This is a genomic window from Dinoroseobacter sp. S76 (assembly GCF_049801095.1).
Classification (GTDB): Bacteria; Pseudomonadota; Alphaproteobacteria; order Rhodobacterales; family Rhodobacteraceae; genus Dinoroseobacter.
The window spans coordinates 143,452-166,630 of the sequence record NZ_JBNAGH010000004.1 but is presented as its reverse complement, the minus strand read 5'-3'; the positions used below and the strand labels follow the sequence as shown (position 1 = coordinate 166,630).

Sequence of the window (23,179 nt, the reverse complement as noted above, 5' to 3'; positions counted from 1 at the left end):
GCAAGGTCTCGCCCGGACCCGGAGTTAGGTCAAGCGCACAGGCGCGCCGGAGGCCAGGGACTGCGCCGCGCTGTCAGCCAGCCGCTGGGCCGCCACCCCGTCCTCGATCGTGGCGCTGAGCGGGGTGCCCCCGCTGACGGCCTCGACGAAATGGGTCATCTCGGCGAGATAGGCGGCCTCGTAGCGCTCCAGGAAGAAATCCATGGTCCGCGCGCCGTTGAACCCGTCTGCTCCGGCGCGGGTCACGAGGTTGCTTGGCTGGTTCGCCGCTTGCAGCATGCCTTCCGCGCCATGGACCTCGATCCGCTGGTCATAGCCATAGGTGGCCCGGCGCGAATTGGTGATCTGACAGATCTTGCCGCTGGCCGTGGTCATGGTGACCGCCGCCGTGTCCACATCGCCTGCCGCCCCAATCGCCGGATCCACAAGACACGAACCCACGGCAAAGAGCTCCACCGGCTCCTCGCCCAGAAGGAAGCGCGCCATGTCCAGATCATGGACCATCATGTCCCGAAAGAGCCCGCCCGAGCTTTCGATATAGGCGATCGGGGGCGGGGCTGGATCGCGGGAGGTGATGACGACTTGCTCGACCGCGCCGATGGCACCCGCGCGGACCTGTGCCTGCAGATGGGCAAAGCTCGGATCGAAGCGCCGGTTGAACGCGGTCAGAAACGGCACGCCCGCAGCGGCCACAGCCTCGCGGCATTCGGCGGCCCGCTCCGCGCTCAGATCGATGGGTTTCTCGCAAAAGATCGCCTTGCCCGCGGCGGCGCAGGCATGGATCTGATCGTAATGCAGGGTGGTGGGTGTGGCGATGATCACCGCATCGATATCCGCGCCCGCGATGATCGCATCGGGCTCGCGCACCTCTGCACCGGAGGTGGCCGCGAGCGCTTCGGCGGCGGCGGGCATGGCATCGGCCACGGCCACGAGATCTGCCCCGGCCATGCGCGACAGGCTGCGGGCATGGACCTGTCCGATCCGGCCACATCCCAAAAGTCCTAGTTTCATGCGATTTCCTTTTCTGGCGCCAGGGCGCGAAGGGCGCTGCGCGCGGCAGCCTCGAGCGGGGCTTCGACCTCGCGCAGGATCTGCACCCGGTCGAACCGGTCCGGATCAGCGGCCACGGCGCTGCGCAGGGCGGTGCCGAAGGCCATCCGCAGCTCGGTCCCGATATTGAACTTGCAGATCGAGGTGCCCCGGGCCAGCCGCGCGCGCTGCTCCAGCGGCACGCCGGAGCCGCCATGGATCACCAGCGGCACCTCGGTCCGGGCATCGATCTCGGCAATGCGCGCCTCGTCCAGCCCGCCCTCGCGGTTCTGCTGCAGATGGACATTGCCCACGGAGATCGCCATGGCATCGACGCCGGTCTCAAAGGCGAAACGCTCGGCCTCAGCCGGGTTCGTGCCCTGGCTCGCCGCCCCGTCGGAATAGCCGACAAAGCCGATCTCCCCCTCGCAGGAGATCCCGGCCCGATGCGCCATCTCGGCGATCAGCGCGGTCTGGGCGATATTCTCGCTGAGCGGCAGTTTCGAGCCGTCAAACATCAAGGAGGTAAAGCCACTGTCCAGCGCCTCGCGGCATTCGTCAAAGCTGTAGCCGTGGTCGAGATGGGCGACCACAGGGACCGAGACGCTCTCGGCCAAGTGGCGGAACATCCGGCCCAGAACGGGCAGGGGCGTATGGGCCCGGCAGGAGGGTCCGGCCTGCAGGATCACAGGCAGGCGCTCGGCCTCGGCGGCGGCCACATAGGCGCGCATATCCTCCCAGCCGAGACAGACGAGCCCGCCCACCGCATAGCCGCCCTTGAGCGCGGGCTGCAGGACTTCGGAAAGCGTCGCGAGGGTCATTTGAACTTCGCCACCATATCCATGATGCCCGGGATCGTGTGGAGCTGTTCCTCATGTGTGGGTTGGAAATACTGCTTCAGGCTGCGTTGGCTCAGCCCGCCAAGGATGGTGAAGTAGTACATCTCATAGCCCGGCAGCACCGCGCAGGGATGGTAGCCCTTGTCGATGCAGATCGTGGAGCCATCCATGATGTGATAGGCGTCGCCGGGCTTGTTGTCCTCGCGCTGGAGCATCTGCAACCCCGAGCCGTAGTTCGGCTTGAAACGGAAGTTGTAGGTCTCGTCATGGCGCGTCTCGTCCGGCAGGCGGTCCGTGTCGTGCTTGTGGCTCGGAAAGCCCGACCAGCCGCCCGCGCCAACGGTAAAGAGTTCCGAGACCAGAAGACGCCCCACGCGCTCATGCTGGTTTGCGCCGAGGATGTGCTTGATCTTGCGGTGGGTCTTGGTGTCGTCCGAGCCGTATTGCACGAGGTCGAGCTCATCGGCGCGCACGGCAAAGGGCTCAAGCACCTTGTCGAACTTGGCCCCTGCGATGAAGACCTCGGCGTCACCGGAGAGGCAGGTAAAGCGCGCCTCCATCCCGGTAGGCACATAGACCCCCTCGGGCTCCCCATCCCAGACATCGACGCCGCGTCCGCCGAGCTTGGCGGCGGTGAACCCGCCCGCGCTCACATCGATTAGACCGGTGGCGGGGACGATGCAAGTCTCGTAGCCCGGGACTGCATAGCCAAAGCTTTCGCCCTTTTTGAGCTTGACGATATTGAAGTAGTTCAGCGGAACCAATGCGTCATCTACGTCGACGATCGGTTTGTTTTCATTGTCAAATGGCGCGATATGCATGTCTCATGCTCCGGTATCTGGCTGGGGCGCGCTGGGGCCGGGATGGCGCGCGAGAAAGGCGTCGAGTTCGGGGCCGTTCGGCATGGCCGGGGCGCAGCCGGGCTTGGCCACCACGATGGCCGCGCAGGCCGAGCCGCGCAGGACGGCCTCATCCATGGGGCGGCCCTCGGCGAGGCTGGCGAGGAACCCCGCCATGAAGCTGTCGCCGGCACCCGTGGGTTTCAGGGCCTCGACTTGGTAAATGCCCGTGCGGGTCTCGGTGCCTTCCGCGAAGGTGATCGCGCCGAGATGGCCCATCTTGTAAACGACGATGCTGGCGCTGGTCTCGGCGAGGGACCGGGCCTTGGCCAGTCCCTTGTCGATACCACCCGCCATGAAGCCGAACTCCTCGTCATTGGCGACGATCACATCCGAGAGGGCGCCCGCGCGGGAAAGGACCTCCTCGGCGACAGCGGGGCTGGGCCAGCTATAGGGGCGGTAATCCACGTCGAAGATCACCGGCAGCCCGGCAGCGCGGGCAAGCTCGAACGCGCGGAACGCCGCGCTGCGCGAGGGGTCGGCGGCGAACACGGTTCCTGCGGTGATCAGCGCGCCATATTGGCTGTAATCCACGGCCTCCACATCGGCGATGGACATCTGAAAATCCGCAGCCCCGTTACGGTAGATCACCGAGTTGTGGTCCTCGACCCGCGTCTCATAGAGCGCGAGCGAATTGCGGAACTCCCCCGCGATTGGCTTTACATGGCTGGCATCCACACCATAGGCGCCGAGCTGTGCCACGCAGTAGCGCCCCACCGCATCATCCGAGACCCGGGTGACCAGCGCCGCCTCGGCCCCGAACTTCACCAGCCCCGCCGCGATATTGGCCGAAGAGCCACCCATGGCGACCATCATGCTTGTCGAGTGCTCGATCCCGGTTCCGGGTGGTTCGGGCGACAGGTCCATGCCCACGCGCCCGATCACCAGGAACCGCTTCTTTGCGATGCCGCTGAGAACGTCCATCAGACGCCCTTTCGCTGGCGGGCGCGGGCGGATTCGATCTCTTCATGGGCCGCGCGCACCTTGGGATTGTCGGTGATATGGGGCGTGCCCACCTCCCACCATGTGTGACCCTCGGTGGTCCAGCCTTCATAGGCGTCCACATTCATCACGATCACGCTGGTCTTGTCCGAGGCCTTGGCGGCCTTGAACGCCTCGGCCAAAGCATCGGCATTCTCCGCATAGACCGCATCGGCCCCCATGGAGGCGGCATGGGCCACGAAATCGACGCCAAAGGCCTCCGGCACCGTGGGGGTGTCGGCGATGAGGTTGTTGAAGCTCTCATTCCCGGTGTTGTTCTGCAGCTTGTTGATCACCGCAAAACCGCCATTGTCGAGCACCAGCACGATCATCTTCTTGCGGGTCAGGACCGAGGAATAGATGTCGGAATTCATCAGCAGATAGCTGCCATCCCCGGCAAAGACGATGGTGTCGGCCTCGGGCTCGACCTCGGCTTGCGCGATGCGCGCGCCCCAGCCGCCCGCGATCTCGTAGCCCATGCAGGAGAAGCCGAACTCCACATCCACGGTCCCGACATCGAGGGTGCGCCAGTTCGCCGTCACCTCCGCCGGAAGGCCCCCGGCAGCGGCCACAACGCGGTCGCGCGGATCGCAGAGCGCGTTCACCACGCCGATCGCTTGCGCATAGGAGTTCGGGCGGTTCCCCGGGCGCACATTCTCGGCCACATAGGCCATCCAGTTGCGCCGCTCCTCCTGCGCATAGGCGGTCCATTGGGCCGGGCAGCGATAGTGCGTCATCTCGGCGGCCAGCGCCTCAAGCCCCAGTTTCGCATCGCCGACAATCGGCAGGGCGCGGTGCTTGCCCGCATCATGCCGCGCGGCGTTGAGCGAGATGAACTGTGCTTCCTTTGCGAAGGCCGTCCAGGAGCCGGTGGTGAAATCCTGCAAGCGGCAGCCCACGGAGAGGATCACATCCGCCTGTTCGGCCACCGCATTGGCGCTGTCCGAGCCGGTCACGCCCACGGGGCCGATATTCAGCGCGTGGTCGTTGAGAAGGTTCGCGCGCCCGGCAATGGTCTCGATCACCGGGATGTTGTGGTCCTCGGCAAAGGCCGTCAGCTCGGCAACAGCGTCGGAATACTGCACACCGCCGCCCGCGATAATCACGGGCCTCTCGGCGTCGCGCAGCAAGGCGGCGGCATCGGCCACCTCGCGCGCGTCGGGGGTGATGCGACGGATGCGGTGGGTCTTTTCCTCAAAGAACTCAACCGGGTAGTCGAAGGTCCAGCCCTGCACATCCTGCGGCAAGCCAAGGAAAGCCGGGCCGCAATCCGCCGGGTCGAGCATGGTGGCCAGCGCCGCTGGAAGCGACTGGATGATCTGGGCCGGATGGGTGATCCGGTCCCAATAGCGCGTGACCGCCTGGAAGGCGTCGTTCACCCCGAGCGCCGGATTGCCGTAATGCTCCAGCTGCTGGAGCACCGGGTCGGGCAGGCGGGTCAGGAACGCATCCCCGCACAGCATCAGCATCGGCAGCCGGTTCGCATGGGCCAGTGCCGAGGCCGTCAGCAGGTTCGCCGTGCCGGGCCCGGCGCTTGCCGTGCAGAACATGAACCGACGCCGCAAATGGTACTTGGCATAGGCCGCCGCGGCGAATCCCATGCTCTGCTCATTCTGCCCACGATAGAGCGGCAGCGTCTCGCGATGATCGTAAAGCGCTTCGCCCAGACAGGTCACATTGCCATGCCCGAAGATGCCGAAACCGCCGCCACAGACCCGCTGTCGCGTGCCGTCAATCTCGATAAACTGTGCGTTCAGATAGCGAATAATCGCCTGAGCCGTCGTCAGACGGACCGTGTCCCCAGCCATCTTTTGTGTCTCCTCCCAGAGTGCGCGTCTGCCGCGCAGATCTGCGATCAGGTTCGGACTTGACCGCGTTCTGACTTAGACGATACTCACGTTGCAACCGGTTGCAAGAGTTTTTGGGAGGGCTCATGTCCGAGATCGGAATCGGCATCATCGGCGGGGGCTATATGGGCAAGGCCCATGCGGTCGCCTATGCCTGCGTGGGGGCCTTGTTTGACACCCGCCTGAAACCGCGACTCGAAATGGTGGCCGCCTCGTCGCCCGCTTCGGCAGAGCGCTATCGCAAAGCCTTTGGCTTTGCGCGGGCGGCTGCGGATTGGTCTGACCTTGTGGCGGATCCAAAGGTCGAGGCGGTGGTCATTGCCTCGCCGCAGGAGACCCATCGCGCCATCGTCGAGGCGGCGACATCGCTCGGCAAGCCCGTGTTTTGCGAAAAGCCCCTGGGCGCGTCCCTGGCGGAGGCGGAGGCCATCACAGCGGCTGCCGAATCGGCAGGCGTCGTTAACATGATCGGCTTCAACTACATCCGCACGCCCGCCTCGCAATACGCGCGGCGGCTGGTGGCGGAGGGTGAGATCGGCGATGTCACCTGGTTCCGCGGCGAGCATACGGAAGATTTCTATGCGGATCCCGAGATGCCTGCGAGCTGGCGGACCGAGGGCGAGGCCAATGGCACCATGGGCGATCTTGCGCCCCATATGATCAACGCAGCGCTCGCGCTGATCGGGCCGATCACCGGGCTCATGGCCGAGATCGAGACCGTGCACCATGATCGGGGCGGGGTCGCCGTGACCAATGACGACCACGCCCAGATGATGTGCCGCTTTGCGGGCGGGGCCATGGGGCATCTCTATTTCAGCCGCATCGCGACCGGTCGCAAGATGGGCTATATCTATGAAATCACAGGGACAAAGGGCGCGATCCGCTTCAATCAGGAAGATCAGAACAGCCTCTGGCTCTACCGGGCCGAAGGGCCCGAGGCCGAGCGCGGGTTCCGCCAGATCCTGACAGGGCCGGCCCATCCCGATTACCTGCCCTTTTGCCAGGGACCGGGCCACGGCACCGGCTACCAGGATCAGATCGCGATCGAGGCGCGCGATTTCCTCGAGGCCATCGCCGATGGCACGCCGCGTTGGCCGACCTTCCGCGACGGGCTCGCCGTCAGTCAGGTCGTGGCCGCCGCGCAAAAATCTCAGGCCACGCGACAGTGGCAGGATGTGGTTCAAGTGAAGGACATGCCCCAATGACCATCCGTATCGGCAATGCCCCCTGTTCCTGGGGGGTGGAATTCGCAGGTGATCCCCGCAACCCGGGCTGGCGCGACGTGCTGCGCGAGAATGCAGAGGCGGGGTACAAGGGGATCGAGCTCGGTCCCGTGGGCTTCATGCCCGAGGACCCGCCCCAAGTGGCCGAGGCGCTGGACGAGCATGGGCTCGAGCTGATCGGCGGCGTGGTGTTCCGGCCGTTCCATGATCCGGAGGCGTGGGACGAGGTGCTCGACGCCTCGGTCCGGACCTGTCAGGCGCTGACCGCCCATGGAGCGCAGCATCTGGTTCTGATCGACTCGATCTCGCCGCGCCGCGCGCCCACCGCCGGGCGTGCCGATGCCGCCGAGCAGATGGACAGTGCCGAATGGACTGCCTATCGCGACCGCATCGCCCATGTGGCCAAAATGGGCGCCGAGGAATACGGGCTGACCGTAGGGATCCATGCCCATGCGGCAGGCTTCATGGATTTCGAGCCGGAGCTCGAGCGCCTGTTGAGCGAGGTGGATGAGAGCTTCCTCAAGATCTGCTTCGACACGGGCCACCATTCCTATGCCGGGTTCGACCCGGTGGCTTTCATGGAACGACACATGTCCCGCATCAGCTACATGCATTTCAAGGATATCGACCCCGTGGTGAAGGCCGATGTGATCGCCAAGCGTACTGGGTTCTACGACGCCTGCGGGCAGGGGATCTTCTGCAATCTTGGCGACGGCGACGTGGATTTCCCCCGCGTTCGGCAATTGCTGGAGGAGGCGGGCTTCACCGGCTGGTGCACGGTGGAGCAAGACTGCGATCCGACCCTCCCGGATACGGACTCGCTGGGCGATGCCAAACTGAACCGCGCCTATCTGCGCTCCATCGGATTTGAGTGAGGATCCCGCGATGAACAGACTGACCTGGGGGATGATCGGCGGCGGTGAAGGCAGCCAGATCGGACCGGCCCACCGTCTCGGCGCCATGGCGGATGGGAATTTCGCCCTGACTGCGGGCGCGCTCGACGTGGATGCGGCCAAGGGCAAGGCCTATGCGGAGCGGCTGGGCGTCGCCTCGGACCGCGCCTATGGCAACTGGCAGGAGATGCTGGAAGGCGAGAAGGGCCGCACAGACAAGCTCGATCTCGTGACCGTGGCCACGCCGAACAACACCCATTTCGAGATCACCAAGGCGTTTCTCGAGGCCGGGTTCCATGTGCTTTGCGAAAAGCCGATGACCATGACCGTGGAGGAGGGCGAAGAGATCGTCCGCATCGCCGCGGAGACCGGCAAGATCTGCGCGGTGAACTACTGCTACTCGGCCTATCCCATGGTCCGCGAGATGCGCGAGATGGTGCGGCGCGGCGATCTGGGCAAGATCCGGACGGTGGTCACCAATTTCTCTCACGGGCACCACGCCACGGGGGATGATGCCGAGAACCCGCGCGTGCGCTGGCGCTATGATCCGGCCATGGCCGGGGTCTCGGGCCAGATGGCCGATTGCGGGATCCACGCGCTGCATCTGGCCTCCTTCATCACGGGCGACGAGGTGCGGACGCTCTCTGCGGATTTCGCCTCGACCGTTTCGGCGCGGGTGCTGGAGGATGACGCGATGGTCAACTTCCGGATGGAAGGCGGCACGGTCGGTCGGCTCTGGTCCTCCACCATTGCCATCGGGCGGATGCACGGGCTGGATATTCAGGTTTTTGGTGAGTTGGGGGGCATGCGTTGGGCCTCCGAACAGCCGAACCAGATCCACTACACGCGGCTGAACGGTCGAACCGAGATCATCGAGAAGGGCGAGGCGGGCCTGTCGGACGAGGCCGGGCGGCTCAGCCGCGTGGCGATCGCCCATCCCGAAGGATTTCCGCTGGCCGTGGCCAATATCTATGTGGATCTGGCGGCACGGATCCGGGGGCAGGCGGCAGGCGATCTGCCGCTGGCGGTGGACGGGTTGCGTTCCATGGCTGCAGTCTACGCAGCCGTGGACAGCGCCGAACAAAACGGCGCCTGGGTCGACGCGCGCCCGCCCTCCATGCGCGACTGACCGGTCAGCGGTTTTAGAGATCGAAGGTTTCAGCGGGCTGCCCCTACGGGGCGGCCCGTTTCGCGTTCGGCCTGGCGTGTTTTGCAGGCCTGTCGCCCGCGCGTTTCGCAGTCCCCTGGAGACCGCCTCGAGCCCGCGCCGAGGTAAAAAAGTTGACGTAGCGATAACGGGCGGGGAATAAAAGTTGCACAGCAAGCCCCGGTTTTCGCGAGGCCATGCCCCAAACGCGGTTGCCTGTCAGCATCATCACACCGCGACGCCCTTTGATTAAAGGATTAAAAACATGAGAGATTCTTCCTATCTTCCCTTGCTTGGCGGTGGCCGCGCCCCGGATATCGAGATCGAGGCGGCTGGAAAGCCGGGGGATTTCGGAACGGTCAAGATCATCGGTGATCTCGTGAAGTTCGAGGCGGGTGTCGGTTTAACGAGCAAACCATTTGGCGCAGCGACCGAGTTTCTCATTCCCATTCGCGCGGTGGTGGATGGCGAAAAGACCGTCGCGTTCCGCGTGCCGATCACCGCGGTCAACACCCCGGATGGGGTCGAGCTCACCTTGCCCGGCGGGCGGACGGTCACGGATACGGCGTATGTCTCGCCGATTTCCGTGGCAGATCAACTCAACGATCCGCTCAGCTTTGCCACGCCAAGCTTTGCGCCGATCACCGTGGATGACACGATCATTGTCGACATCTTCAACGCTCAGAACCCGCAATTCCTCGCCGCCATCAGCCGGGCGCAGGCTGGGGTGAACGCCGCCCAATCCGATGTCGAAGACGCCCAGGACCGGCTCTTTGAGCTGGAAGATGCGGCCTTTGTGCTGGGTGAGGCGTTCCTCGCACGCGAAGGGGCCACTGCCCTCCGCCAACTGGCCAATATCGCCGAAGATGCTGTCATCGGCGCGGCCTCGGCCATCAACTCGGCGACCCTTGCCTTCAACGCAGCGCTGTTCGATCTCAACGTCGCGCAATCGGCTGTGGCTGCGGCACAGGCTGCCGCCAACACGGCGTCGTCCTTGGTCAACAGCCTCAACTCCGCGCTGTCGAGCGCGACAAACTCCCTGAACGGGTTTCTCAACGATGCTTTCGGGTTCCTCACGGATTTCGGGTTCGCAGCAACCCGTGCCGTGCTCGAAACCGTGTTGAACGTGCCGATCCTGGGCGGGTTGGTGCGTCCGCTTTACGATGAAATCGTGGAGCTGGAAGATCAGGTGGATGACCTAAGGATTGATCTGTCCGCAGCGGACGCTGCGCTGACCAATGCCCTGAACACTCTCAGCAGTGAATTGAGCCAGCTCGGCCAAGCGCAGGTGGATTTCGCGGCGGCGGAGCAGGCGCTGAACGATGCGCTCTCCATCGATATCGACGCTTTGGAAGATGCGTTCGACGATGCCGACCTTCTGGCGCGACAGGCAGAGGCCAATGCCGTGCAGCTCGAGAAAGAGGTCGAAGACCTGGGCTACCCCACGCCCGTGAAGCTGGGCGACCTCGACGATATCGCCTTTGACGTTGCCGATGCTCTGGCGGATCTGGGCTTTGCCGAGGCGGCGCTTCTCTTCGCGCAAGGAGAGCTTCTGGCGGCGAACCTGGCTTATGACGCGCAGATCGCGCTTCTGCCCAAAGCGGATTTCGAGGTCACCTTGTCCGATCTGGGACTCGATTTCGAGATCCAGGCTGGGCTCGAGTTCAACTGGAACCGCGCGACCGATGACGCGCCGCGCGACAGTCTCTTGTCCCTGGTCTACGAGGTGGAGGTGGCGCTGGCCATCGAGGCCACAAGCGAGGTCGATGGCGAGGTCACCAATATCGACGTGGATCGCACCTTCGAGGCCTCGGGCCGGGTGCCATTTGACGGCAGCGGGAGAGACCGGGCCGAACGCGTCGAGCCCGGAGACCGCTGGGCCGCACTCACGGACAGTTTCGACTTCGTCTGACCTGTTGCCCATGGCCTCCATCGGGGCACCCAGCATGCAAGCTGCAACGCCGCCCTTCCTCGGGGCGGCGTTTCTCGTTTGAAAACAGATTGTTGAACCGCCTTGGGATTCTCAGAAATCCGCTGAAAAGTTGACCTAGGGTCACTCATCGTCTTAGGCTTTCCCGGTGCGCGAATGCCGGTTGGAACGAGGGGTTGGGAACACCCTTTCGAAGGGGCATGGCGTTATTGGTCGCGAATGATTTTTTCCCGGAGGATCCCCCATGCGCAACTCTCTCTTCCTGTCGCTTCTTGGTGGCGACAAGATCCCTGATATCGAGATTGAGGCCGCTGGACGTCCGGGGGATTTCGGCACGGTCAAGGTGATCGGTGACCTTGTGAAGTTCGAAGTGGGGGAGGGTCTCACCAGCAAGCCCTTCGGCGAGGTGACCGAGTTTCTGATCCCGGTGCGCGCGATAATCGACGGCGGCAACCCCGTCGCCTTCCGGATCCCGATCAGCGCTGTGAATACCGAAGATGGGGTCGAACTGACCCTGCCGGGCGGGCGGGTCGTGACCGACACGGCCTATCTCTCGCCGATTGCGGTGGCTGATCAGCTCAACGATCCGGTGAGTTTTTCGAGCCCGGACATCACGCCGGTTTCGGTGGACGAGTCGATCCTTGTGGACCGGTTCAATGAAGAGAACCCGGAGTTTCTGGCAGCGGTCAATGCGGCTCAGTCGGATGTGGACGCCGCACAGCAGGCCCTCACAGAGGCAGAAGAGAATCTGGAAAGAGCCGAGGCTTTGGTTGCCCTGGTTTTCGAGACCTCTGCCGCCCGCGCCGCCGCCGATGCAGCCAACAATGGGGCGGGTGTCTTCGAAAATGCGGCGCGTGCAGCCCAGAGCGCCGTAAATGCTGCATCTGCACTTGTTCAGCAGACAGCCTCCGCCCTTACGACCGCACAAGACCTGGTGGATGATGCCCAGGACGCGGCTGCGTCTGCGTCCACCGCGGTTGACACCGCCTCCGCCGCGGTTGACGACGCCATAGATGAGGTGGAGGACTTTCTCAACGACGCCTTCGGAATCCTACGGGATTTCGGGCTTAGCGCCACGCGGGCGGTTTTGGAAGCTTCGCTGGACATCCCCGTCGTTGGAGCTCTGTTACGACCGGTTTATGACGACCTTGTGGACGCCGAGGATGATCTCGCCGCTGCGAGGGTTGATCTGAGCGGGGCGAGAACGGCGTTGACCACGGCCCTCAACGCTGTTTCGTCCGCATTGAACGATCTTAGCCAGGCCGAGATCGACTTTTCTGACGCGCAAGAGGCGCTCAGTGAGGCACAATTGGAGCTGCCCTTCGCCCAGGAGGCTGCGGCCGAGGCGCGGCAGGCGGCAAACGCGGCCGAAGCAGCAGCGCGCGCTCTGGAGGCAGAGGTGTCGCAAAACGGGTTGACGGTGCCGGTGGACCTGCTGAGTTTTGAGGTTTTAGCGCTTGAAATCGGCGTCGCTGCGGCAGCGGGCACAGTGGCTTTTGCAGCGACGGAGTTGGGCGCGGCAGAGGCGGTGCTTCTGGCCGCAACCGCAGCTTATGAGGCGCAGCTTGAATTTTTGCCGGATGTGGAGTTCGAGTTCGCCCTGTCCGATATCAGCCTCGATCTGGATGTGCAGGCCGGGTTGGAGTTCAACTGGAACCCTCCCTCTGGCGATGCCCCGCGCGAGAGCCTCTTGTCGCTGGTCTATGAGGTCGAGCTCGCATTGGCGGTGGATGCTACCAGCGAAGTCAATGGCGAGGCCAACGTCATCGACATCGACCAAAGCGTGGAGCTCTCTGGCCGGGTGCCTTTCGAAGGGGGCGGTCGCGACCGCGCCGAGCGGTTTGAGCCGGGCGAGCGATGGGCGGAGTTTGCCGACGGTTTCGACTTCCTCTGACCGGTTGCGGCGCTGGGGCGGTGCTCGCCCTGCGCTTGTGCATCCCGAACATCGTTCCCCAAACGCGGCCGCGGAGCCGCGTTTTTCTCGGTTATACAATCGCTTGCTAAGGCCGAAATCCTTAACGCGCAGCCGATCAATTGGTTGACCAAAGGTAAAGACCCTCCCTAGAGTGGCACCGTTGTGCATAAACAATTTTCGAACCGAAGGGACGGGAACACTCCTCCGGTGCCGCACATCAATAAAGCATAAGACTCGGCATTTCTTTGGAGGATCCCCATGCGCAACTCTCTGTATCTCCCTCTCTTGGGAGGCCCCCGTCGCGAAGACATTGAGATCATCGATGTTTCGGCCCCCGGTGGGCAGGCGAGCGTTGAGGTCATCGGCGATGTCTTCCGCATCACAGCCGGGCCCGACCTGAAGCAGCTGCCGATCGGGGTCCCGTTCCCCGTGATCGTCAATGCGCGCTACCTGGATGGCGATGGCAAGGATGTCATGACGGCCATTCCGGTCATTGCCACCAACACCCCGGCTGGCGTGGCCCTGCAACTGCCCGGTGGTCAACAGGTGTTCGACTCAGGGCTGATGTCGCCCATCGCACCGAGCCAGATGTTCACCGCGCCCTTCACCACGGGCACCCCGGTGATCAGCACCTCCCTGGACGAGTCGATCTTTGTCGACATCTTCAATGCGGCCAATCCCCAGTTTCTCGAGGCCTTTCTCGCGGCACAGCAGGCACTGATCGCCACAACGAACGCAGCCGCGCAAGCCGCCGCCGCGCTCGAGGATGCCGAGAACGCGATGGAGCTGGTGCAAGGCGCGCGGGAAACACGCATCAACGCGGATGCGTTGCAGCTTCAGGCCGAAACGTTTGCGCAAATCCTTCAGGAGGCCCTGGACGAGTTCGTGGCGGCACAGCTCGCTTTCGCTGATGCAAATATTGCTGTGGCGCAGGCCGAAGCCAATGTTCAATCGCTTGCAGATCAGATCGCTGCGCTGAGCGCGCAGGTCGATGTTTTTTCTATTCAGTTCGCGACGTTCAACACAAACTTCGTGCAAGCAACGGCCGATATTGCGCTGGTCCTCGCTCAACTGGGACTGCCCGCCCCGGTGGAACAGCATCTGGGTAACCCCGGGTTTGCGATTGTCTTGCAGCCGCTGGTCGATAAGCGCGATGCGTTCAAGGAACTGGCCGACACGGCGCTCGCCTCTCTCGAACAGGCAGAGCAGGAGCTTGAGCAGGTCACCACGGCGTTTGCCGAAGCGCAAAGCGACCTCATCGAAACAGCGCTCGAGCGGGCCGAGGCGCAGCAACGTCTGGAGGATGCCAGCGGTGTTGATTTTCAGGCGCTGGAGGCCACCGTTGCCCAGTTCGAAGCGCAGGCAGCGGCCAATGACACGGTTGCCACGCAGCTCGAAACCGTTGTGAAAAACGAGTTTGGGGTCGAGATCCCGGTCAGTCAGGAAACCGTCGAGGCGTTCGAGGCTGCGTTCCTAGACGCCGCGAATACCAAGGCCCTCGCGGATGTCGACCTTGTTCAGGCCCAGTCCGCGCTGCAGATTGCGGCTGCAAATTACGAGGCGCAGCTGGATGAGTTGCCGGATGTGGAATTCACTTGGGATATCTTCTCGGCCAAGCTGTCGCTCGCGGCCAATCTGGGCTTCGAGTTCAGCTTCAACAGTCGCACAGAGGATGATCCCTTCGAGGCTGCGCTCGCGCTGGTCTATGATATCGAGATCGGGCTGGCGCTCGACAGTCGGCTCAAGATCAAGGACGTGTTCCTCGGGATCGATGAGGACGTGGATGTCGACGTCAATGACAGCATCACCATCGCTGGACGCTATGAGTTCGACGGTTCCAACCGGCCCTCGGGTGAGCGGCTCGCGGATCTGGGGGCGCGGGGCGAGCGGCTCGGCGACTGGGCCGACAGTTTCGACTTCATCTGATGCGCAGCGCGGTCAGGGCAGGGGGCGCAGGGTGCCCCTTTCCACGATCTCGCAGGAAAAGAGGCGCGCCTCGGGGGCGCGGCTCGGATCTTCGAGCATGGCGACCACCAGCTCGATGGAGCTGCGGATGATGTCGTCGATCGGCTGACGGATCGTGGTCAGGTCGATCGTGTCCCAGCCCGCCATCTGCATGTCGTTGAGCCCGATCAGCCCCACATCGCCGGGCACGGTCCGTCCAGCCCGGTGCAGGGCGGCCAGCGCCCCGATCGACAGCACGTCATCGCCGCAGAAATACGCCTCGGCCATGGGGCCTTCGTCCAGCAGTCGGGCCATCTCGGCCTTGCCTGCGGCAAAGGAATAGGCTTCCGCAAAGCTCTCGGTCAGGGTGATGCCGTTTCGCCGGGCCATGACCTGCAGGAACCCCGCGCGCCGGTCGATGGTCGATGTGGCCTCGCGTGGACCGCCGAGAAAACCGATTTTCTTGTAGCCCCGGGCGAGAAGGGTGCGCGCCGCCATGCGCCCGCATTCGATATTGTCGATCCCCACCACATCCACATCCGGCGCGCTGGCGAAACGCCCAAAGGAATGGACCACCGGGATATGGGCCTGCCGAAACGCTTTGGAAAACTCAGGCGGCAGGGTCGAAGAGGCAACGATCACACCGTCCACGGAATACTGCCGCAGCATCTGCAGCGAGCTGTCCGGATCGTCATCATCGCTGAGATTGACCAGCAGCGGACGCAGGCCGATATCTTGCAGGGAGCGGGTAAAAAGGTCAAAGACCTCCAGGAAGAGCGGGTTGTGAAAGTTGTTCGAAATCAGCCCGATAAGCTTCGTTCTTCCCGTAGTGAGTGAAGAGGCGAGCGCGTTCGGCCGATAGCCCAGCTCACTCGCTGCGGCCTCGACCTTCTGGCGGGTTTTCGGCGAGACCGACGCGCCTTCGGTGAAGGTGCGCGAGACCGCCGACCGGGACACCCCGGCGCGCTCAGCAACTTCTCGTAGCGTTATCGGCATACTCTCTCCTGACGGGCAGACATCTAGGACATGACGCCCAAAAAGTGAACAAGGCAACCGGAAATCGCGCCAGCCCGCCTGGGACAGCTTGCCGCCGCGCTGCGTGGCTGACCCAAGGGCAGGCCGGGTCGGGGGGCGGGGCTGCAAAATCTGCGTCCCGGTTTTGCAACCGGTTGCATTGTGGGTTGGCATATGCTTCTCTGAGTCGCGAGACGGGTAAACCGTCTGACATGAACTGCGCGCTCGAGACGCGCTGTGACATAGTCTGGGAGGACGACATGAAAACCATCCTACAGTCGGTGGCGCTCGGTGCGGCACTGGTAACTTCCCCGTTCGCGGCCCAAGCAGACGGCCACGGTCAGGCGCTGAACTATGTGCTGGTCAGCCACGCACCCGACAGCGACACATGGTGGAACACGATCAAGAACGGTATCGCGCTCGCGGGCGAGCAGATGGGCGTCAACGTCGAGTATCGCAACCCGCCCACCGGTGATATCGCCGACATGGCGCGCATCATCGAGCAGGCTGCAGCCTCCAGCCCCGATGGCATCATCACCACGCTGGCGGATTTCGACGTGCTCAAGGGCCCGATCTCCAACGCGGTGGATCAGGGCATCGACGTCATCATCATGAACACCGGCACCCCGGATCAGGCTCGCGAGATCGGCGCGCTGATGTATGTGGGCCAGCCCGAGTATGACGCAGGCTTTGCGGCCGGTGTCCGCGCCAAGGGCGAGGGGGTCACGAACTTCCTCTGCGTGAACCACGCGATCCAGCAGCCCACCGTGGGCGAGCGCTGCCGCGGTTACGCGGACGGCCTGGGCATCGAGCTCGGCGACGCGATGATGGACAGCGGCACCGACCCGGCGGAAGTCAAGAACAAGGTCATGGCTTTCCTGTCCGCCAATGAGGACGTGGACGGCATCCTGACCCTCGGCCCGGTCTCCGCCGATCCGACCATCGCGGCGCTGAACGAGATGGGTCTGGCCGGTGAGCTGCATTTCGGCACCTTCGATCTCGGCGAAGAGATCGTGAAGGGCATCAAGGACGGCACCATCAACTGGGGGATCGATCAGCAGCCCTTCCTGCAGGCCTATATGCCGGTCGTCATCCTGACCAACTGGGACCGCTACGGCGTGCTCCCGGGCAACAACATCAACTCCGGCCCCGGCTTTGTGACCGCCGCCGGACTTGAGAAGGTCGAGGCCTTCGCGGGCGAGTTCCGCTAATCCACATCAAGGGCGGTAAGGAAACTTGCCGCCCTTTTTGTCTCTAGAGCAGACCATGGGGGGGAAATCATGTCTGAGGCAACGTCACCACCGCCACCCGCAGCGGACGAGCGGATCAAGGAAACCTCGCGGCTAAGACAGGCCCTGATCCGGCCCGAGCTGGGCGGGATCTGCGGCACTATCATCGTCTTTATCTTCTTTTTACTTTTTGCCTTTGACAGCGGCATGTTCGCCCCGCAGGGGATCATGAACTGGACCGTGGTGTCGGCGCAATTCATGATCATCGCCGTGGGCGCCTGCCTTCTGATGATCGCCGGGGAGTTCGACCTGAGCGTCGGCTCGATGATCGGCTTCGCGGGCATGATGATCGCCGTGTTCGGCGTCGTGCTGGGCTGGCCCATGTGGATCGCCATCATCGTGACCTTTGCCATCTGCATCGCGATCGGCGCCCTGAACGGGATCATCGTGATCCGCACGGGCCTGCCGAGCTTCATCGTGACGCTCGCCTTCCTCTTCATCCTGCGCGGTTTCACGATCTTCATTCCGCAAACGCTGGAGAGCAAAACCATCATCGGCGGGATCCGCGACGCGGCCGAAGGCGATTGGCTAGCGCCGATATTCGGCAGCAAGATCGGGGCTCCGGTCTTTCAGATGCTCGCGGATATCGGCCTGATCGAGACCTTCTCGCGCGGCAACCGTGCCGGTCAGCCGGTGGTTGACGGTCTGCCCATGCTGGTGGTCTGGGCCATCGTGATCATCATCTTCGGCCATGTCCTGCTGACGCGGACGCGGTTCGGCAACTGGATCTTCGCCTCGGGTGGCGACGCGGAGGCGGCGCGCAACTCTGGTGTGCCCGTGAACAAGGTCAAGATCCTGATGTTCATGTTCACCGCCTTCTGCGCGACGGTCTTTGCCCTCTGCCAGGTGATGGAGTTCGGCTCGGCTGGCGCGGATCGCGGCCTGCTGAAAGAGTTCGAGGCTATCATCGCCGTGGTGATCGGGGGCGCGCTTCTGACAGGTGGCTATGGCTCGGTGATCGGGGCGGCGCTTGGCGCGCTGATCTTCGGGGTGGTCCAGCAGGGCCTCTTCTTTGCCGGGGTGGAAAGCTCGCTCTTCCGGGTCTTCCTCGGTCTGATCCTGCTCGGGGCTGTGATCCTGAACACCTATATTCGCCGCATGATCACGGGGGAACGTTGAGATGAACAGCACAGCCAACAAGGCCCCGATCATCCAAATGAAGAATATCGAGAAGCATTTCGGCGCGGTCATCGCGCTGGCCGGGGTGTCCATCGATGTCTTCCCGGGGGAATGCCACTGCCTGCTGGGCGACAATGGCGCGGGCAAGTCGACTTTCATCAAGACCATGTCCGGGGTGCATAAACCCACCAAGGGCGAGATCGTCTTCGAAAATCAGCCGATGAATTTCGAGGATCCGCGCGACGCGATGGAGGCAGGGATCGCCACGGTGCACCAGCATCTGGCCATGATCCCGATGATGTCCGTGAGCCGCAATTTCTTCATGGGCAATGAACCGGTGAAGAAGGTCGCGGGCATCAGTTTCATGGATCGCGGTCTCGCCGACCGGGTGACCATGGAAGAGATGCGCAAGATGGGCATCAACCTGCGCGGTCCGGATCAGGCCGTGGGCACCCTCTCGGGCGGGGAGCGTCAGACGGTTGCGATCTCCCGCGCGGTCTATTTCGGGGCGAAGGTCCTGATCCTCGACGAGCCGACCTCGGCGCTCGGCGTGCGCCAGACTTCCAACGTGCTCGCGACCATCGACAAGGTGCGCAAGCAGGGGGTCGCGGTGGTCTTCATCACCCATAATGTGCGCCATGCGCTCGCAGTGGGGGATCGGTTCACGGTGCTGAACCGGGGCCGGACGCTGGGCACGGCGGTGCGCGGCGAGATCACCCCCGAAGAGCTGCAGGACATGATGGCCGGCGGGCAGGAGCTTGCCACTCTGGACGGGGCCCTTGGTGGCACCGTCTGATCCCAAACCTGCTCGGGGACGGCGCAAATCCGTCCTCGAGCTGCGCGTGCCGTTCTTCCGCCCCATGTGGCGGCGGGTGGCCACGGTGATCGTGATCGCGCTCTGGACCTGGCTCGAGATCGCCATGGGCAACCCTTACTGGGCGCTGCTCGCGGGCGGGATCGGGGCCTATTGCGCCTTTGTCTTCTTCTTCGCCTTTGATCTGCCGGATGAGGCGGGCGAGACCCCAGCTTCGGAGAAGGACGGATCATGAGCCGCCCACAGGTCTATTTCGATCGCACCGACTGCGATCTCGACGCGTTCAAGGCGTTGATCGCCCAGCCGCTGCCCAAGGACGCGGTGCCCCGCGCTGCCGAGGTGGTGGCCAGGGTGCCCGTCTATGACATGGATGTCTGTGGCGCCGATCTGGAAGATCCGGAGGCGCGCCGCGGGCTGCTGGCCGAATGGGCCTGGGTTCTGGGCGAGGGGCCGGGCGTATTCGTGCAGCGCAATGCGGTTCCCGAGCCCGAGGTGATCGATGGCGTGACGGCGCTTTATACACGCGTGATCGCCGATGAGCGTGCGGCAGGCGCCGGTGGTGCGGACCATTTCGCGGCCTCCGGAGCCAATGACCGGATCTGGAATTCCCTGCAAAAGCTCTGCCTTGCCGAGCCCGCGCTCTTCGTGCGCTATTTCGGGGCACCGGCCATTGCCGCCGCCGCCGAGGCCTGGCTTGGTCCAGGCTTTCAGATGACCGCGCAGGTCAATCTTGTACGCCCGGGCGGCGCCGCGCAGGAGGCCCATCGCGACTACCATCTGGGCTTTCAGACCGAAGAGACCGCGCTGAGTTATCCGGCCCATGTCCACCGGCTCTCGCCCTATCTGACCCTTCAGGGGGGCATCGCCCATGGACCGACCCCGGTGGAGAGCGGACCGACCCAGCTCCTGCCCTGGTCGCAGCAATTCGGGCCCGGCTATCTCGCCTATCGCGACCCAGCCTTCCGGGCAGTGTTTGACGAGGCGGCGGTTCAGATCCCGCTGGAGAAGGGCGATGCGCTCTTCTTCAACCCGGCGCTGTTTCACGCCGCCGGGGCCAATCGCAGCGCGGATATCCAGCGGCTCGTGAACCTGATGCAGGTCTCCTCGCCCTTTGGTCGCGCGATGGAGGCGCTGGACCGTGCCGCCATGGCGCGCGCGATCTATCCCCATCTGCAACGCATGGTGGCCGATGGCAGTCTGCGCCCGGCGCAGGTTGCAGCGGCGATTGCCTGCACGGCAGAGGGCTATCCTTTCCCGAGCAATCTCGACACCGATCCACCCATCGGCGGGCTCGCGCCGGAAAGCCAGGCGGCGCTGATGACCCGGGCACTGTCCGAGGGGCAGACGCCTGAGGATTTCTCAGTCGCGCTCGCCGCCCATGGCGCCCGCCGTGCCCCCTAGAGGAGACTTGATGTCTGATCTTCTACTCCGTCCGACCGCTCAGAGCGGCAAGGTCCATGCGATCACACCGGAGAGTGCGGGCTGGTCCTATGTGGGGTTCGACCTCTATCACTTGGCGCCGGGCGAGGCCGCGACCGAGACCACCGGCGATCGCGAGGCGATCCTCGTGCTGGTTGAGGGCAGGGCTGAGATCACTGCTGGCGGGCAGGGCTTCGGCGAGATGGGCGACCGGACATGCGTGTTCGAAAAACGCCCGCCCCATTGCCTCTATGTGCCGGGAGGCGCGGATTGGGCCGCGGTGGCGACGACCGACTGCGTGTTGGCGGTCTGTACCGCGCCCGCCATGGGAGACTTCCCTGTGCGTCGGCTCGGGCCCGAGGGGATCGAGATGGTGCCGCGCGGGCAGGGCAGCAACCTGCGCCACATCCACAACATCGCCATGGAGGAGCGGGAGGTGGCGGGCTCTCTGCTGGTGACTGAGGTCTATACGCCTGCGGGCAACTGGTCCTCCTATCCGAGCCACCGCCATGACGAGGATGATTTCCCGCGCATCACCTATCTGGAAGAGACCTATTATCACCGGTTGAACCCGGCCAATGGGTTCGGGATGCAGCGGGTCTATACGGATGACCTGTCGCTCGATGCGGCCATGGCCGTGCAGGATGGCGATGTGGTGCTGGTGCCGCGGGGCCATCACCCTTGTGCCGCGCCGTACGGGGTAGAGATGTATTACCTCAACGTCATGGCCGGGCCGCGCCGGAACTGGCGGTTCGAGATGGATCCGAACCTTGCCTGGATTGCGGAGCGCGACGCCAAATCCTAGCAGGTCGGGGGCGCTGAGGACATGTCCTCAGCGCGTGACGCGCCCGATTGCGCGCTTGGGGCACTGCCGAAACGTGTTGAGTAGCGCGCGTCCGCGCGGTGCACATGTGCACCGCGCCGGGTGCTCTGCCGCAGGCAGGGCATGTGCCACCGAGCGATGCGCCGTCAGTTGAGGCAGTCCTCAAGCGCTTCCAGAAACGTCCTGACCTCCGTCATGGTGTTGTAGTGGCAGAGCGACACCCGCACGCTGGTCTCGATACCAAGCGGCGTCAGCACCGCACCGGAATAGTGATCGGCCTTGCGCAAATGGGTCCGGATCCCGCGGGCGTTCAGCGCCGCCACGATCTCCGCATTGTCGTGTCCGGTCTGGGCGAAGGTCACCAGTCCCTCGCGATGGGCATTCGCCCCACCGCCGACGACTGTGATCCCCGGTCTCCCGGCCAGGCCGCGCAGCCCATCCGCCCCCTCCAGCATGACCTTACAGAGCGCGGCTTCATGGGCGCGGATCGCGATTGCAGCCGCCTCCAGCCTCCGACGCGGATCACTGCCGCCGCCCAGCTCGCCACCCAACCAGTCGAGATATCCCACCACATCCGAGAAGGTCGCATAGGCCGCCGTGTCGCGCGTGCCCATCTCCCAGGGCGCGCCCGGGGCGCCGACCAGATGCTCATGGGGCAGGGCGGCCAGCCTGTCCGACAACCACGCCACCCCGTAGCCATGGCGCGCGAACATCTTGTACGCCGAGACCACATAGCCATCGACCTGTGCGCCGGTCACATCCACGCCCCCATGGGCGGCATGTTGGATCCCGTCGACGATGATCAGGCAGTCTGGCGCCGCCGCGCGGATCGCCGCGGCAATCGCGGGCAGGTCCATGCCGATCCCGCTCACCGGCGAAGTATGCACGATGGTCGCCACCCGCGTGTCTCGCGTGACCGCGGTACCGTAAGCCTCGGCCTCCACCCGCCCCGACGTCGCATCATGGGGGATGAGCACGTGATTCATCCCGGCGACCTTGGCCCAATGGGCGGCGGCACTGCGGCTCGCGGGATGCTCCAGCGTGCTGCCCAGAACCACCCCATCGCCCGCGCTGAGACAGGCGGCGCGGATCAGACGATAGAGCAGCTCCGTCCCGCTCTCGCCGACAATCACCTCACCCTCCGGCGCATTGAAAAAGAGCCGCATATCCGCGCGGCCCTTGGCGATCATCGCCATCAGCGCCTCCGAGGCGCCATTGGCGCGCCCCTGATTGTCCGGGATCGCCGCCAGCCGGGCGGAGGTTTCCACCACCGAATTCAGGGTCAGCGCGCCGCCCGCATTCTCGAAAAACACCCGTGGGCCAGTGAACGGGCAGCTCTCCACATGGGCAAAACGCGCGCGGATCTGCGCCATCAGGTCTGGGATCTCCTCCAGCATCACAGGTCTCCCGCAGGCATTTTCCAGGTGGCACTGGCCTGGGCCACAAGCCGCTCCTGCGCGTCAAACACCCGGCTCTCCATGAAAGACAGCGACCGTCCGCGCTTGGTAAAACTTCCGATACAGCGCGCCGGACCTTCGGTCAGGGGGCGCATATATTGCACCTTCATTTCGATGGTCGCCCCGGGCCCCGCGACCTTGGCCACCAGATGCCCCATGGAGATGTCCATGACCGTCGCGATCATGCCCCCATGGACCACACCCTGGGGGTTCATGATCCGGTCCGTGACCGGGAAGCGGATCTCGCAACTTGTCTTCTCCGGGCCTGCTGCTGCCTCGGGCAGATAGGTGAAATCGAGATCGAGAAACCGGGCGAGAAAGAACCTCTCAAAGGCCTGCTCGTGGTCATCGAAGACCTGCTCCAGATGCGCGCGCGCCTGCGTGATATCGATCTTGGAGCCACTGGGATCTGTCATCGCGTTTGAGCCTGTGCGGAGAAGCTGTCGTGCGATTAGACGGGGCTTTGGGGCCGAAGACAAGCCGTCCGAATCTGCCTGTCGCCACCCCGCGCCGGTGTCGCTGAGTCGCCGCCAAGCGGGTGCGAAACCGGCCCGCGATCCCGCGTGAACCCATGTTTTGCGGCGTAACCGATACCTA

At 64.1% G+C, this 23,179-nt stretch carries 20 protein-coding genes; 12 read left to right on the top strand and 8 right to left on the bottom strand.

Annotated elements, in window-relative coordinates; translation table 11 throughout:
* Positions 1–24: 24 nt before the first annotated feature.
* Genes iolG through iolD form a run of 5 tightly spaced genes read right to left on the bottom strand, consistent with a single transcriptional unit; the run spans position 25 to position 5,556 of the window.
* The gene (gene iolG, locus ACP153_RS13945) at positions 25–1,011 is read right to left on the bottom strand and encodes an inositol 2-dehydrogenase (RefSeq protein ID WP_424971614.1); all 987 of its coding nucleotides are present in this window, start codon (positions 1,009–1,011) and stop codon (positions 25–27) included.
* The gene (locus ACP153_RS13940; protein WP_424971613.1) at positions 1,008–1,850 is read right to left on the bottom strand and encodes a class II fructose-bisphosphate aldolase; all 843 of its coding nucleotides are present in this window, start codon (positions 1,848–1,850) and stop codon (positions 1,008–1,010) included. Before ACP153_RS13940 ends, iolG begins: the two co-directional genes overlap by 4 nt.
* Positions 1,847–2,689, bottom strand: coding sequence for a 5-deoxy-glucuronate isomerase (locus ACP153_RS13935; RefSeq protein ID WP_424971612.1), 843 nt, complete (start codon positions 2,687–2,689; stop codon positions 1,847–1,849). The genes ACP153_RS13940 and ACP153_RS13935 overlap by 4 nt, the downstream gene beginning before the upstream one ends.
* 3 nt (positions 2,690–2,692) lie before the next feature.
* Positions 2,693–3,691, bottom strand: a complete 999-nt coding sequence (gene iolC / locus ACP153_RS13930; protein WP_424971611.1) for a 5-dehydro-2-deoxygluconokinase — start codon at positions 3,689–3,691, stop codon at positions 2,693–2,695.
* Complete coding sequence (iolD, locus tag ACP153_RS13925) at positions 3,691–5,556, bottom strand: 3D-(3,5/4)-trihydroxycyclohexane-1,2-dione acylhydrolase (decyclizing) (RefSeq protein WP_424971610.1); 1,866 nt, start codon at positions 5,554–5,556, stop codon at positions 3,691–3,693. Before iolD ends, iolC begins: the two co-directional genes overlap by 1 nt.
* Before the next feature lie 125 nt (positions 5,557–5,681).
* Between iolD and ACP153_RS13920 the strand changes: the two genes are divergently transcribed.
* The 6 genes from ACP153_RS13920 to ACP153_RS13895 all read left to right on the top strand — a co-directional run bounded on the left by ACP153_RS13920 (position 5,682) and on the right by ACP153_RS13895 (position 14,629).
* Positions 5,682–6,800 carry a Gfo/Idh/MocA family protein gene (locus ACP153_RS13920; protein ID WP_424971609.1) on the top strand — a complete coding sequence of 373 codons (1,119 nt, stop codon included), beginning with the start codon at positions 5,682–5,684 and terminating at the stop codon, positions 6,798–6,800.
* A complete protein-coding gene (locus ACP153_RS13915) occupies positions 6,797–7,693 on the top strand; it encodes a TIM barrel protein (RefSeq protein WP_424971608.1) in 897 nt (298 codons plus the stop codon). Before ACP153_RS13920 ends, ACP153_RS13915 begins: the two co-directional genes overlap by 4 nt.
* Positions 7,694–7,703: 10 nt before the next feature.
* Positions 7,704–8,840: a Gfo/Idh/MocA family protein gene (locus ACP153_RS13910; RefSeq protein WP_424971607.1), complete on the top strand. Its 1,137-nt coding sequence runs from the start codon at positions 7,704–7,706 to the stop codon at positions 8,838–8,840.
* A 283-nt stretch (positions 8,841–9,123) separates the two neighbouring features.
* The gene (locus tag ACP153_RS13905; protein ID WP_424971606.1) at positions 9,124–10,770 is read left to right on the top strand and encodes a hypothetical protein; all 1,647 of its coding nucleotides are present in this window, start codon (positions 9,124–9,126) and stop codon (positions 10,768–10,770) included.
* A 262-nt stretch (positions 10,771–11,032) separates the two neighbouring features.
* Positions 11,033–12,682 carry a hypothetical protein gene (locus ACP153_RS13900; protein WP_424971605.1) on the top strand — a complete coding sequence of 550 codons (1,650 nt, stop codon included), beginning with the start codon at positions 11,033–11,035 and terminating at the stop codon, positions 12,680–12,682.
* Positions 12,683–12,961: 279 nt separating this feature from the next.
* A complete protein-coding gene (locus ACP153_RS13895) occupies positions 12,962–14,629 on the top strand; it encodes a hypothetical protein (protein WP_424971604.1) in 1,668 nt (555 codons plus the stop codon).
* Between the two features lie 12 nt (positions 14,630–14,641).
* On the opposite strand, the gene ACP153_RS13890 is transcribed toward ACP153_RS13895, so the two are convergent.
* Entirely contained in the window at positions 14,642–15,643 is a 1,002-nt protein-coding gene (locus ACP153_RS13890; protein WP_424971603.1) for a LacI family DNA-binding transcriptional regulator, read from the bottom strand.
* Positions 15,644–15,921: 278 nt separating this feature from the next.
* On the opposite strand from ACP153_RS13890, the gene ACP153_RS13885 reads away from it, so the two are divergent.
* The 6 genes from ACP153_RS13885 to iolB all read left to right on the top strand — a co-directional run bounded on the left by ACP153_RS13885 (position 15,922) and on the right by iolB (position 21,107).
* Positions 15,922–16,872, top strand: a complete 951-nt coding sequence (locus tag ACP153_RS13885; protein WP_424971602.1) for a sugar ABC transporter substrate-binding protein — start codon at positions 15,922–15,924, stop codon at positions 16,870–16,872.
* Positions 16,873–16,941: 69 nt separating this feature from the next.
* The gene (locus ACP153_RS13880; RefSeq protein ID WP_424971601.1) at positions 16,942–18,069 is read left to right on the top strand and encodes an ABC transporter permease; all 1,128 of its coding nucleotides are present in this window, start codon (positions 16,942–16,944) and stop codon (positions 18,067–18,069) included.
* Position 18,070: 1 nt separating this feature from the next.
* The gene (locus tag ACP153_RS13875) at positions 18,071–18,865 is read left to right on the top strand and encodes an ATP-binding cassette domain-containing protein (protein ID WP_424971600.1); all 795 of its coding nucleotides are present in this window, start codon (positions 18,071–18,073) and stop codon (positions 18,863–18,865) included.
* Positions 18,852–19,118, top strand: a complete 267-nt coding sequence (locus ACP153_RS13870; RefSeq protein ID WP_424971599.1) for a hypothetical protein — start codon at positions 18,852–18,854, stop codon at positions 19,116–19,118. Before ACP153_RS13875 ends, ACP153_RS13870 begins: the two co-directional genes overlap by 14 nt.
* Positions 19,115–20,284 carry a phytanoyl-CoA dioxygenase family protein gene (locus tag ACP153_RS13865; RefSeq protein ID WP_424971598.1) on the top strand — a complete coding sequence of 390 codons (1,170 nt, stop codon included), beginning with the start codon at positions 19,115–19,117 and terminating at the stop codon, positions 20,282–20,284. The genes ACP153_RS13870 and ACP153_RS13865 overlap by 4 nt, the downstream gene beginning before the upstream one ends.
* A gap of 10 nt (positions 20,285–20,294) precedes the next feature.
* Positions 20,295–21,107, top strand: a complete 813-nt coding sequence (iolB, locus tag ACP153_RS13860) for a 5-deoxy-glucuronate isomerase (RefSeq protein WP_424971597.1) — start codon at positions 20,295–20,297, stop codon at positions 21,105–21,107.
* 164 nt (positions 21,108–21,271) lie between these two features.
* Here the strand turns inward: iolB and ACP153_RS13855 are convergent, their stop codons facing one another.
* Together ACP153_RS13855 and ACP153_RS13850 are read right to left on the bottom strand one after the other, a co-directional pair.
* Entirely contained in the window at positions 21,272–22,522 is a 1,251-nt protein-coding gene (locus ACP153_RS13855) for an aminotransferase class V-fold PLP-dependent enzyme (RefSeq protein ID WP_424971596.1), read from the bottom strand.
* The gene (locus tag ACP153_RS13850; RefSeq protein WP_424971595.1) at positions 22,522–22,998 is read right to left on the bottom strand and encodes a PaaI family thioesterase; all 477 of its coding nucleotides are present in this window, start codon (positions 22,996–22,998) and stop codon (positions 22,522–22,524) included. The genes ACP153_RS13855 and ACP153_RS13850 overlap by 1 nt, the downstream gene beginning before the upstream one ends.
* Positions 22,999–23,179 lie beyond the last annotated feature (181 nt).